This window comes from Cupriavidus sp. UME77 (assembly GCF_014170355.1).
Classification (GTDB): Bacteria; Pseudomonadota; Gammaproteobacteria; order Burkholderiales; family Burkholderiaceae; genus Cupriavidus; species Cupriavidus basilensis.
Genome location: NZ_LZZU01000056.1, coordinates 18262 through 31083, shown reverse-complemented (window position 1 = coordinate 31083; position 12822 = coordinate 18262). Strand labels below are relative to the sequence as shown.

Genomic DNA, 12822 nt, shown 5'->3' with positions numbered 1-12822 from the left:
CCAAGCCCCCCGATGAACACGCCCCGCCCCCTGTGCCTCCGGGTCAACCGGACCACGTACCAGCTCGATGCCGAGGTCGATCCCGACACGCCGCTGCTCTACGTCCTGCGCAATGACCTCGCCTGCAACGGCCCAAAGTACGGCTGCGGGCTGGGCCAGTGCGGCGCATGCACGGTACTGGTGGACGGGGTGGCGGCGCGCTCCTGCGTGATTCCCGTGAAAGCGGTGGCGCAACGCGCCATCACCACGCTCGACGGGCTGGCCACCGGCGGGCAGCCCGACCCGGTGCAGCAAGCCTTTATCGATGAACAGGCCGCGCAGTGCGGCTATTGCCTGAACGGCATGATCATGACCGCCAAGGCACTCCTGGCGGAAAACCCCGAACCCAGCGAGGCGCAGATCCGTGAGGCGCTGCGCTTCAACCTTTGCCGCTGCGGCACGCACGTGGAGATCCTGCGCGCGGTGCAACGCGCTGCCGTGCTGCTGCGCCAGGCCGCAGGCCGGGATGGCGCGGCATGAGCGGGCGCGACGACCTCGTCATGGCGCAGGCCGGCCCCGGCGCATGGCAGCCGCCGCCCGAGCGGGAGTGGCTGGCAGGGCACGTCATCCGCCCGCCCGTGCTGGCATGGCAAACAGGCACGCTGCGTAGCGCCCGCCTGATCGATTGCGATGAGACGGCCGCGCGCGCGGTGCCCGGTGTTGCCACGGTACTGCGCCGGGGCGACTTTCTCGGCATCGCTGCCGATACCGCGCCACAGGCGCTGCAAGCCGCCCACGCGCTGCGCGCCCACTGGCAAGCCCCGCCGACAGCGGCAGCCTCGGGCTTGCCGCTCGCCCGCCGCATCGTTGCCGAACACGGCAACGCCGCGCAGGCCATGGCGGATGCCGCCGGCCGCAGCGTGCAGGACTATCAATGGCCACTCGCCGGCCTGCAAGCCGCCGGCTGCTCCGCGCTTGCGGACTGGCGCGACAGCGCGCTGCGCGTGTGGCTGCCCAGCCGTCGCCCCGGCGCGTTGCGGGCTGAACTCGCCGCCCTGCTCGGCATCGGCGAAAGCCGCATTACCTTGATCTGCTGGCAGGCTCCGGGCCACGACGAAGATCCCCTGTACGCCCACCATGCCGCCGCCGATGCCGCCCTGCTGGCGCATTCGGCCGGGCGAGTGGTGCGCGTGCGTGTGGAGGCCCATGAACTTGGCGCCACGCAGGCCATGGTCAACACCCACATCGAAAGCGCCTGGACGCGCGATGGCGAGATCGCCGCCTATGCCGTCAACACAGTCGTGGATGCGCGCGGCAGCGCCGCGGTCATGCATGCGCCGCCGCTGGCCTTGTGGCTGACCCGCACGACAGCGCCGGTCAGCGAGATAGAGCCGGAAGCATCCGCCGGACGCGACACGGGTGACGATGCCATCGTGCCACCCTACCGCTTTGACAGCCTGAGCGTGACGCAGGCCGACCTGCCGGGACAGCCGCGCGTGGAAAGCACGCCGGCGCAGGCAGCGCGCGCCCACGTGTTCTCGCATGAATCGCACCTGGACGAAGTGGCGGCAGCTAGTGCGCAGGATCCCGTGGCCTTGCGGCTGCGCCATCTCGACGACGCGCGCGGCGCTGGCCTCGTGCGCCGGGTCGCGGCGCAGGCCAACTGGCAGCCACGCGGCGAACGCCCGCAAGCGCAACAGAACGTACGGCGCGGACGCGGCTTTGCGTACGCCAACACCATCGAAGCCGGGCTGGCCGATAGCGGCCAGCCCGTGCACAGCTGGTCGGCCTGGGTGGCGGAAGTCGAAGTGGATGCCACCACCGGCGAGGTCAGCGTCACCGGCGTCACGCTAGGACACGACAGCGATGCGGGCGAACAGGGCGGGGCCAATGCCGTGGCCTTGCAGCAGGAAGCCGCGCGCGCCGCGCAGCAACTCACCGTCGACGGCAGCCGCTTCGATAGCTGGCCCGCCGCCAACCTGCCCGTGGTACACGATGCCAGCCTGCCGGCGCTTGCCACCGCGCAATTGCCGGAAGTGCGCGTTGCCGGCGCGCTGAGCCCCGCCAGCGCCACGCTCGGCACGAGCGCCGCCGCCACCCTGCCCGCTGCGCCGGCCGTGGCCAACGCCATCTTCGACGCCACCGGCGTGCGCCTGCGCGAGCCACCCTTCAGCGGCGAACGCATCCGGCTTGCGCTGGCCGCGCAGGCCAATCCCGAGGGCACGCCAAAGCGCGGTGCCGCCCGCAAGCGCAACTGGCTGCTGGCCGGCGCCACCGCCGCGGCCGGCTTGTTTGTCACAGCCATGCCATGGCGCGCGCCCATCGCCCCGGTGGCCCCGCCGGGGGCCGGCTTCTACTCGGCCGCCACCATCGAGCGCGGCCGGCTGGTAGCGGCGGCCGGCGATTGCGCGGTCTGTCATACGGCGCCCAACGGCGCGCGCAATGCGGGCGGGCTGGCGCTGGACACACCGTTCGGCACCATTTACAGCACCAACATCACACCCGATGTCGAGACCGGCATCGGCAACTGGTCCTACGCGGCGTTCGAGCGCGCCATGCGCCAGGGCATTCATCGAGATGGCCGGCATCTTTACCCGGCATTCCCCTACACCGCCTTTGCCAAGACCAGCGATGGCGATCTGCAGGCGCTCTACGCCTACCTGATGGCCGCCGAGCCGGTGCGCGCCAAGGCGCCCGAGACCGCGCTGGCCTTCCCCTACAACCTGCGCCCGCTGATGGCCGGATGGAACCTGCTGTTCCACAGCCCCAAGCCCTTCGAGGCCGATCCGGCCCGCTCGGCGCAGTGGAACCGCGGCGCGTACCTGGCCGAAGGGCTGGGCCACTGCAGCGCCTGCCATTCGCCGCGCAACGCGCTGGGCGCCGAGCAAGGCGGGCGGCGCTATCTTGGCGGCGGCGAGGCCGAAGGCTGGGAAGCGCCCGCGCTGGGCGAGCTGTCGCACGCGCCGGTGCCATGGACGGAGCAATCGCTGTTCTCCTACCTGCGCACCGGCTACGCCCCGCATCATGGCGCGGCCGCCGGGCCGATGGCGCCGGTAATCGAAGAGCTGGCGCTGCTGCCCGAGGAGGATGTGCGCGCCATCGCGCACTATGTGGCATCGTTCGGCGGCGCGCAGCCCGATGCGGCGGCGGCCAGCGCACAGGCGCAGCAGCTTGAGCAACGCAGCGCCGACGCCGCGCGCACGCTTGGCGGCCCCGCCGCGCGCCTGTACCAGAATGCCTGCGCGGTCTGCCACCAGAGCGACCAGGGCATCAGGCAATTCGGCATCAAGCCGTCGCTCGCGCTCAATACCAACCTGCACGGCGACAAGCCGGACAACCTGATCCGCGTGCTGCTGGATGGCATTCCCACGCCGGGGACAAGCGATCTGGGCTATATGCCAGCCTTTGGCGAGAGCCTGGACGACCGTCAGCTGACGCAACTGGTGCACTACCTGCGCAAGCGCTTCGCCCCCGACAAACCCGCCTGGGACAACGTGGACGATACGCTCGCACGGCTGCGCGCGGCCCCCACTCACCAACCCACTCATTAAGCAGGCACTGAACAATACCGGGCCGGCCTGAAGCCATCAGCCCGCCATTTTTCCGGCAAGCCACCTTGCCGCAGCCCCCTGCCGCGCCTACCCGGTGCATACGCCGCGCGGCAGGGGGAAAACCCCGAGGAGAAAACCACCACCACGCTCTTGCTAGCTTGTTTTATGTAGCTTACGCTGAACGATCATGTAGCGGGCACTACATGAGTGCCGGATGAAGGAAAGCGGTGCCGCCCCTGCACAAGGACGGCGCGTAACACCCCGGCCAGCCCGCCGGAAACCATAAGAAGACAGCCATCCATCACTGAACAGGCCTGGCCCGCTGCTTGCATAGCAAACAGCACAAGCCAGCCGAGCGCAGCGGTGGCAAAGACACACACACGGTAGACAACGGTAAACAGTAAAGGAGTGAACATGTCGTATCAGTATCCAGACGGCGCGGCGGGCGTACTACCCGCGGCGACCGAGCCAGACATCTACCGCAAGGTGACCTGGCGCCTGATCCCGTTCTTCTGCGCCTGCTATCTCGCCGCCTATCTCGACCGCATCAACGTCGGGCTGGCCAAGCTGCAGATGCTGGACGACCTGCACTTCAGCGAGACGATCTACGGGCTGGGCGCGGGCCTGTTCTTCGTGGGCTACATCCTGTTCGAGGTGCCCAGCAACCTGGTGCTGCAAAAGGTGGGCGCACGCCTCTGGATCGCCCGCATCATGGTGACGTGGGGCTTGCTGTCCGGGGCGACCATGTTCGTCACCACGCCAACGCAGTTCTACGTGCTGCGCTTCTTGCTGGGCGCGGCCGAGGCGGGCTTCCTGCCCGGCGTGCTGCTGTACCTGACCTACTGGTTCCCCACCCACAAGCGCAGCAAGATCATCGCGCTGTTCATGATGGGCCTGCCGCTTGCCAGCATGATCGGCAGCCCGCTGTCCGGCTGGATCATGACCGCTTTTGCCGGCATGCACGGCTGGGCCGGCTGGCAGTGGCTGTTCTTCCTGGAGGCCATCCCCTCGGTGCTGCTGGGCGTGATGGTGTTCATCTACCTGCCCAACGGCATCAAGGACGCCAAGTGGCTGCAGGCTGACGAAAAGCGCACGTTGCAGCGCAACCTGGATACGGACGTGCTGGTTGAAAACAACCACTCGCTCATGGCCGCCTTTGCCGATCGCCGCGTGTGGATGCTGGGCCTGATCGACATGTGCCTGCTGATGGGCACGTACTCCATCGGCTTCTGGATGCCCACCATCATCCGCGACTCCGGCGTGGCCAGCCCGCTGCACATCGGCCTGCTCACCGCCATCCCGCACGCCGCGGCGGTGATCGGGATGCTGCTCAACGGCGCCCACTCCGACAAGACCCGCGAGCGCCGCTGGCACATTGTGCTACCCACCCTGGCAGGCGCCGCTGGCCTGGTCGGCAGCACCTTCGTCACCGGCTCCACCTCCGCCACGTTGGTGATGCTGACGGTGGCCAACGTGGGCATCGTGGCGACCTTCCCGGTGTTCTGGTGCCTGCCATCCACCTTCCTGAGCGGCACCGCGGCCGCCGCCGGCATCGCACTGGCCTGCTCGGTCGCCAACCTGGGCGGCTTCGCGGCCACCTACCTGCTGGGCTGGCTGAAGGACACATTCCACAGCCCGAGCGCTGGCCTGATCCTGTTCGCAGGCTGCCTGGTGGCGAGTTGCTTCCTGGTGCTGGCGATGCCGGCCAAGGTGGTCAACCGCTAGCCTGGATCGGGCCCGCGCCGGAGCCGCCGAACGGGCCAAATCCGCGCGCCATGACGACGGCTGTCTCTCCCTCTCCCCTCAGGGGAGGGCCGGAGCAAGGCAATGCAGATCCAGCGTCGTCAGCAATCTGGGCTCCCGAGCAATCGGGAGCTTTTTTTGTGGATTTTTACGCATATTTACACTGAATTCGCTCGCAAAAACTGATCGTAAATGAGCAGATTCTGAAATCCAATTTCCCAATGCCAGAGCCAGTTTCCGGTATTTCCTGTGATAGAGTCACTATCAATGCAAATCCGACCCGGCAGGCAAGCCATGAAACTGGAAGATCGAATCAATCGCTCGCTGACTCAGCGCGCTGCGACTGTCATCCTGCGCTCGGAGCTTGCCAAGCTGGGAAGCTCCGCACAGGTTGGCCGCGTCCTAGCCCGTCTTGTGGACGAGGGCAAGCTGGTCCGCGTTAGCAAAGGGGCGTTCGCCAAGACACGCGTCAACAAGTTCACCGGAAAACCGACGCCCGCCGGCACGCTCGAGGACATAGCTGCCGAGCTGTTCCAAAAGCTTGGCATCGCGATCTCCCCAAGCCAGCTCGCGCAGGACTACAACAGCGGCAGGAGCACCCAGATCCCGATGGGAAGCGTTGTCAACACTGGACGCCGACGCATCAGCCGGCAAATCACGGTAGGCGATCGGACCATCCAATATGAAAGCCATCACCGCTGAGCTCAAGTCCGACATTGAAGACGCTGCCACTGCAGGCCTGCTGAACAACTTACCGCCCGCCGTAGCGGAAAAAGACATCCACATCACCGATGCGCTGATTGCACTCTCCAAAATCCGGATCGCGCACATCGCACATCGGCAAGAGCGCAGGACGGGAGATACGCGCCCGGCTCGGGTAGCACTGAAGAGCCAGCTTGTCTTTGCCGGCGGCACCTGCCTGTCGAAAGCCCACGGCCTCATCGAACGGATGTCGGAAGACATCGACATCAAGGTTCTGCTGGAAGACGCTCCGGATGGCTATGCGCTGCCCAAAGGTCATTCGACGCGCAAGCGTCTGGGCGACATCCAGACCGAACTGGAGGAGCGCCTGACCCGGGTTGGCTTCGTCTTTACGAAAATCGAAGACAGGAACAACCCGCTCTCCAACGACAACCGTCGCTACTACAGGCTTGCGGTTGAGTATGGTCCGCAATTCAAGGATGTCTCCGGCGTCTTGCGTCCAGAGTTGAAAGTCGAACTCATCCATCGTCCGCCCAAGCTCCCGGTCGAAGCGTTCGATATGGGCTACCTGCTGGATCGATTCATTCCCCGCGACACGCCGGTTCGTTTCCAGATGCTTGCGATCTCGGTCGCGGAGACCCTCGCGGAGAAGGTGCTTTCGCTCTTGCGACGCTGCGCCTGGAAGTGGGATGGGCACCAGCGTGGCGACTCCGACCCGGCTCTGGTTCGCCACGTCTATGACGTCTGGCGTATCCACGCGGCACGGCCAGACGCAATCGAGTCGGCTCGTGCTGTCTTTGCCGCGCTCGTGGCGAAAGACGTTGAAGAGTTCAAGGGCCAACATCCCGGGTTCGATACCAAGCCCTACGCCGTCCTGCGCAACGCGCTGGATCGCGCCCGTAGCGACGAAGGCCTGCGCCGAGATTTCTCGCAGCGCCTGCTCCCTCTCCTGTTCGCAAAAGAGAAGCCAGCTTTCGAGACCTGCTTTGCGTCTTTCGCCGCAATCGCAGAGCACTTCCTGACAACGGCAAGTACCACGAGGTCCGGCTAGGGCTCCCCGCCACCGTGCCTTCTCGACAACAAAGATTGAGCCGCGCGCCGCTTATCCGTACCATGCTGCCCATGCAAAGCAGGATCAAGGCAGGATAACGGTATGACTCTCAAGACTCTCGACGGCGCGCTGGCCTTGCCGCTATGGTCGCGCGACCAGACCGAGGTGGTTAGCTCGCTGGCCATTGCAGGCCCGCAGCAACGCCTGAATGAGGAGTCGGTCCCGCGCCTGCTGGAGGCCCTGCGCGAAGCCAGCTGCCGGCTGGAAGAGGTGGTGGGTTTCGGGCGCTAGCGCGCCCACAAGGCGCGCGCCACCGCGTCGCCACCGGCGCCACCACCGAACACAAGCTGGCCGATGGAGAACCCCAGCTCGCGGTAGCTCTCCCACTGCGCTTCATTGAAGAACTGCTCGATCGTAGGTTCCTGCGGAAACGCCGGATGGCCGGCGCGGTACTGCTGCACATCAACCGGCGCCGAAGCAATCAGGCAGGGCTTGAGCAGCACGATGCGCGATACGGGACGGCGCGTGGCGGCGGGCTCAGGCGCACGGTACACGTTCAACAGCAGCGCGCACTTGTTGGCCGTTGCCGGGTTCTGGCGAGCCGCCGGCAGAAAATCCTCCGGCGTGCCGAACACGCTGCCCAGCACGGCATCGCCGGCGGCCGCGGCATCGACCACGATCTCCAGCCCCATGTCGATGCGGGCCAGCCGGATCAGGTTGGCCAGGTCGCCGAACTGGTAGTCCGGGTCCGCTCCGCAATCGCACAGCACGACCAGCCCCACCCCGCGCTCGGGCCGCAGCAGCTCATACACGGCGGTGTTCTCGAAATGCCCGCCGTCCGACAGGTATTGCCAGCCGCGCCGCGTGCCATGAAAGCGCGCGCTCAGTTCGCAGGCCAGGTAGTACTGCGTGCGCAACAGCGTGATCAACCCGCCCAGCCAGGGCGACCCGGGCAGGTCCGCCTGCACGCGGTTGCGGTCTGCGCCGCCGGCGCGCGGCGCGCTGCCGGCATCCAGCGGGTACGACGGCCACCAGGTGCCCAGGCGCAGGTTGGCCAACCCTAGCAGCAGCGATGTGCCCAGCGTGGTGGAGCGGCCCAGCCCGGTGGAGACCGCCGCGCCCGAGGTCGCGATCCAGTCGCCCAGCGTGCGCGATTGCGAGAGCTCGCTGCCGCCCGCCTTGTGCGTTTCCGGAAAATAGCGCTGCCCGTCCACGGTGAAGCGCACGAAGGAATCCTCGGGCATGGTGCGCGAGGCCGTTGCCGGCAGCACGAAGGGGCCAGGCGCCACGCAAAGCGGCTTGCCCTTGCGGTCGCGCTGCACCAGTTGCTCGGCGGGATCCACGGTGAGGTTGAGCGTGACGTTGATCAGGTGCAGCGGCGCCAGCATGGCGGGATCGTAGTAGGTGTTCAGGCTGAGCGCGTCGCCGTCAGCGGGCTCTGCCACGCTCAGCCTGGCGCGCTGGCTGCCATGCTGCTGCGCGGGCGCCGCGCCGCTGCCGGGCATGAAGCGCTTGCCGTTGGAGCCGCCGAGGTAGGCGCGGGTCAGGCGGGCAGAGTAAAACGGCTGCAGCGTCGACAGGTTCAGGAAACCGGCGAAACGCCCGGCGATCATGGTCAGCCCGAGCGCCAGCACGATCAGCGTGCACAGCACCGGCGTGGTGTAGGCGTTGCCGAAGGTGAACCAGTCGAGCGGCTCGCCGCCGTTCCAGCGCACCCACAGCACCAGCCACGACCACAGCACAAAGACCAGCAGCGCCACCACGGCGGCGGCAATGCCCGCCAGCAGCGATACCGGCAGACGCGCGCGCCACGTACCGCCCTTGCCATTGCCGCCATTACCGCCATTACCGCCCTTGCCATCGATCAGCGCCGCGCCATAGCGGATGAGCCCGACCAGCGCACCCAGCATCCCCGCGGGCCCGAGCGTGCGCCAGGGCTGATGGGAGGCCTGCGTGTAGAGATAGAAGGTGCGCGCCACGGTGTCCGCCACGCCCAGCGCCGCGAGCCACAGCGCAATGCCAATGGCCTGGCTCAGCAGGCGTGTGGCCCGCACCCGGTAGTCCTGCACGGTAGCCGGCGGCACCCGGCACAACACAAAGCAGCAAGCCACGCCTGACAGCGTCAGCACCGCCATCGCCAGCAGCAGGCACGACAGCACCAGCCCCGGACCAAGGTGGTGCAGGACCGCCGCCATGACCAGCATCGCCACACCAGCCAGCGCGGCCAGCCGCGTGGCGAGGCTGTCAAAGCGCAAGGCCGCCTTGCCATTGCCGCCGTGCGGATAGACCAGCCAGTACGCCACGCCCGGCGGCACGGCAAAGAGCAGGAGCGCCGCCAGCGGCAGCCACAGCAGCTCGCTCCACCAGATCGCCAGGCCACCCTCGTTGAACACCTGGCGAGCGTCGTGCAGCAGGTCCAGCTCGTGCCGGCCCAGGTCGAGCCAGGTGCCGATGGCGAGATGGCGCAGCAGCGCCAGCACCGCCAGCAGCAACAGCAGCGCGCTGCCGATCACGTACTGCATGGCGAACCAGTTGCGCACCACCAGCGAGGCCGCGTAGAGCGAATCGCCAGCGCCGGTCGGCGTCAGGTAACGGCCGTTCTCGCGCAGCCACGCCACCGCGGCGCGCCCCGGATCGGGGGCGTAGGACGCCGACGAGCGGATGCGCTCTGGCGGCTCATGCTGCAACGTGCGGTAAGCAAGTGCCGCAGCCTCCGGCGGCGTGGTGCCCGGCTTCAACCTGCCCGGCACAAACAGGCTGCAGAAGAAAGCGCCGATGTAGCCGCCGCCGCTGACGGTGGACAGGTAATCGAACTGGCCGAGCAAGGAGGTAGTGGCTGGCGCGGGGGCGGGATTGATGGCATCCGGTCCGTCGCCTTCCTGGACGGCATCCGCTGGCGCCTCCTTGGCAACTTCGTGCAGCGCAGGACCGGCCGCCGGTGGCGCAGGCGCCTTGGCCAGTGCCTGCATCACGCCCAGGCAGAACGTCGCGCTGCGGATCCCGCCGCCCGAGAGTGCCAGCGCCCAGTTGCTGTCGCCATCGCGCGCGCGCCGGGCAATCCCGAGTTGCCGGCGCCGGCGCGCGATGCGGGCCAGTTCGTCATCCGAAGGCTGCTCTTGAGCTGGCATGCGGGATCCTTTCCTTGGCACATTCCAGCCCAAGTATAGGCGGCGTCATGGCGTGGCAAAGCACGCACGCGTGCACCGTTGCGCGGCAGCATTCGGTATTTACCCTGGTATGGCCCGGGCGTGCGCTGGCTGGAACTGGGGCAGGCCACGCGCGAAGCGAAGCCCGTGGTTTGTTCCAGCACGCAGGCGCAACGAGCGCCCGCCCTCTCCCCCACCCCCTCTCCCGCAAGCGGGAGAGGGGAGCCAACCAGCGGCAAGATCAACCAACTGGTGTAGCCGTGAAGGTGTGCCAAGGCCGTATGGGGCGCCTCGGGATTCGGCGAAAAGAGCGGAAAAGAGGGACCCATGTCTGAGTATCGCCCTAAGGCGATGCGAGTTTGGGTCCCGGCCGCTCTTTTCGCCGAAGCCCGAGGGGGTGTCGCCCCATCCGGCGCGCCTTCTTTGCCTACTTTCTTGGCAAGACAAGAAAGTAGGTCGCCGCCCCGCAGGGGTGGTGAAACGGCCTTTGACTCTAAGTCTTTGACCTTAGGCCTTTGAAGTTGACCTCAACCCATTCAAGAAGAACCCCATGACCCTGCAACAAACCCTGGTCATCCACGAAGCCCTGGACAGCCCCAACGCCAACGGCGCAGTTGTCCGCGAACTGTTCGGTGCCTACACCGCCGCCGGCATAACGGTAGACGTCGTCACCATCAACAACACCCCGCCCCAACCCACCACAAACACCACCGACTTCTATCCCGACATGACAGGTTTCCAGCGCGCCGGCGCCGCGCACTGAAACCCGGCACAGCGGTGCCCGGGCGTGCGGCAAGCCACACGCGGGCATTTTCAGCGGGCGCGCTTCGGTGTATGGTTGCGCTCCTGACGCAGTCGCCGCCTTAGCGGCTATTCTTGCAACATGCTCCGCCTGAACGACACCGACAGCCCCGCGCTGTCCCGCTGCCTGTCCACCCTCGCCGCCTGCGCCGCGCTAGCCGCGCTGCCTGGCTGCGAACGCAATGAACCGGCTCCGGCCACCGCCGCCACATCCCCATCCGCCGCAGCCGCATCGGATGCGCAGGCGGCGCGCGCCGACGACGCTGCCCAGCCGGACGACGGGCCCAGCTTTGCGCCCGCGCCGCTGGCCCGCCCGCTGGTCGCCCTGCGCGGGCTGACCAGCATGGCGGACGTGCAGGTGGCGTGGGGCAAGCCGCAGGACATCACGCCCAACCAGGACGAATGCGGTGCGGCGCTCGACGAAGAGCACCTGATGGACTACCACTACCCCGATGCGCTGATCGAAGTGGGCCGCAGCGGCGACGCCGTGATCCGCGCGCTGCATGGCATCCCGGCCGGGCTGACGCTCAAGCTGGAAAACCAGGAAGTTACCGCGGCCTCCACGCTGACCCAGCTCAATACGGCCCTGCGCAAGAACCCGCGCTGGAAGCTGGCGGAGGCGCCAGGCAAGGTACGCAGCCCATCCGACCGCGACGAGGGCGACCCGCTTGAGCAGCTCGCCTACACCACCCTCTACACGCTGGACGGCGACGGCGACCAGTACCGCCTGTACTTCCTCGGCGACCGGCTGGTGGGCTACGCCTACTGGGTCGGCTGCTGACTGCGCGCGGCGCTAGCGCAGCACGCCGGGCCCACCCGTGTGTGGCGCAAGCGCCGCTGCGGCATCGCCCTCGGTGGCAGCGGCCTGCGATGCCTCGCCATGCAGGCGCTTCCATTCGTCGAAGCCGCCGGCCAGCGCCCAGGTATTGGCGTAGCCGGCCGCCTTCAGGCGTTCTGCCAGCACCGCTGCCGATACCTCATGCGGGCAGGCGCAGTAGACCACGATGTCGATGCTGGTCGGATGCTCGGAGAGCAATTCCAGCGGCGCATTCAGGTCGATGATCATCGCGCCAGGGATCCGCTCCACCGCGTCGCTGCGCACGTCAAGCACCAGCGGGAAGCGATCGCCCAGCCGGCGCGCTTCCAGCTCCCCCACCGACATGCGGGGCACACGCCGGGTGCGGCGCAACAGGCGCACGCGCCGCCAGAACTTCCACGCAACGAAAGCGGCGAAGGCGCCCAACACCACCATGACGGCCACTGGGCCATAGGTGCTGAAGGCGTTCAGGATGACTTCGACGAAATCGGTGAACACCACGCCAACCAGCAGCGCGCCGCCGGCCCACACCAGCGCCCCGATGGCGTCGTAGAACAGGAACACCGCGAACGGCGTGGAGGTCATGCCGGCCATGGCGGTGGACAACGCGCCGGCGCCCGGCAGCAGCTTGGCGAACACCAGCGAGCGCGGACCCACGCGCAGGTACAGCGACTGGGTCTGGCGGATGCAGCTGTCGGGCGAGATGGAAACGCGGCAGATGGTGCGCAGCATGGGTTGCCCAAGCCGCTTGCCGGCGAAGTACCAGGCCGTATCGGCAATCAGGCAGGCCAGGATAACGGCCGCCAGCACGGCACCCAGCGCCGGGCCGCCCTCGCGCATGCCGAGCGCGCCGGCAACGAACAGCATGGGAACGGCCGGCACCGGCAGCCCGGCCTGCTCGGCCAGCACATTGAGAAACACGAGCATCACGCCGTGGCTCTCCAGCAAGGACTGCAATTCACCCACACCGATCTCCCGCACACTGGCCGTTCTAGCCCCGTCAAGGTAACCGGCGCGTGCGAGGATGCTCGC

General features: G+C 67.5%; 10 protein-coding genes. 8 read left to right on the top strand and 2 right to left on the bottom strand.

Features of this window, described 5'->3' with window-relative positions:
* The first annotated feature begins 12 nt into the window (after positions 1-12).
* The 6 genes from A9975_RS23265 to A9975_RS23240 all read left to right on the top strand — a co-directional run bounded on the left by A9975_RS23265 (position 13) and on the right by A9975_RS23240 (position 7317).
* Positions 13-519, top strand: coding sequence for a (2Fe-2S)-binding protein (locus tag A9975_RS23265; RefSeq protein ID WP_183034869.1), 507 nt, complete (start codon positions 13-15; stop codon positions 517-519).
* Positions 516-3530 (top strand): c-type cytochrome, encoded by a 3015-nt coding sequence (locus A9975_RS23260; RefSeq protein WP_255503393.1) that lies wholly within the window; start codon positions 516-518, stop codon positions 3528-3530. The genes A9975_RS23265 and A9975_RS23260 overlap by 4 nt, the downstream gene beginning before the upstream one ends.
* 414 nt (positions 3531-3944) lie before the next feature.
* Positions 3945-5255: an MFS transporter gene (locus A9975_RS23255; protein WP_183034868.1), complete on the top strand. Its 1311-nt coding sequence runs from the start codon at positions 3945-3947 to the stop codon at positions 5253-5255.
* A gap of 312 nt (positions 5256-5567) precedes the next feature.
* Complete coding sequence (locus tag A9975_RS23250) at positions 5568-5975, top strand: DUF6088 family protein (protein WP_183034867.1); 408 nt, start codon at positions 5568-5570, stop codon at positions 5973-5975.
* Positions 5956-7026, top strand: coding sequence for a nucleotidyl transferase AbiEii/AbiGii toxin family protein (locus A9975_RS23245; protein ID WP_183034866.1), 1071 nt, complete (start codon positions 5956-5958; stop codon positions 7024-7026). Before A9975_RS23250 ends, A9975_RS23245 begins: the two co-directional genes overlap by 20 nt.
* 102 nt (positions 7027-7128) lie before the next feature.
* Complete coding sequence (locus A9975_RS23240; protein WP_255503392.1) at positions 7129-7317, top strand: hypothetical protein; 189 nt, start codon at positions 7129-7131, stop codon at positions 7315-7317.
* Here A9975_RS23240 and A9975_RS23235 read toward each other — a convergent pair.
* Positions 7314-10154, bottom strand: coding sequence for a hypothetical protein (locus A9975_RS23235; protein WP_183034865.1), 2841 nt, complete (start codon positions 10152-10154; stop codon positions 7314-7316). The genes A9975_RS23240 and A9975_RS23235 overlap by 4 nt on opposite strands.
* Before the next feature lie 568 nt (positions 10155-10722).
* On the opposite strand from A9975_RS23235, the gene A9975_RS23230 reads away from it, so the two are divergent.
* Positions 10723-10935 carry a hypothetical protein gene (locus A9975_RS23230; protein WP_255503391.1) on the top strand — a complete coding sequence of 71 codons (213 nt, stop codon included), beginning with the start codon at positions 10723-10725 and terminating at the stop codon, positions 10933-10935.
* A gap of 120 nt (positions 10936-11055) precedes the next feature.
* Complete coding sequence (locus A9975_RS23225) at positions 11056-11754, top strand: hypothetical protein (RefSeq protein WP_183034864.1); 699 nt, start codon at positions 11056-11058, stop codon at positions 11752-11754.
* A 12-nt stretch (positions 11755-11766) separates the two neighbouring features.
* Here the strand turns inward: A9975_RS23225 and A9975_RS23220 are convergent, their stop codons facing one another.
* A complete protein-coding gene (locus tag A9975_RS23220) occupies positions 11767-12756 on the bottom strand; it encodes a VTT domain-containing protein (protein ID WP_183034863.1) in 990 nt (329 codons plus the stop codon).
* Positions 12757-12822 lie beyond the last annotated feature (66 nt).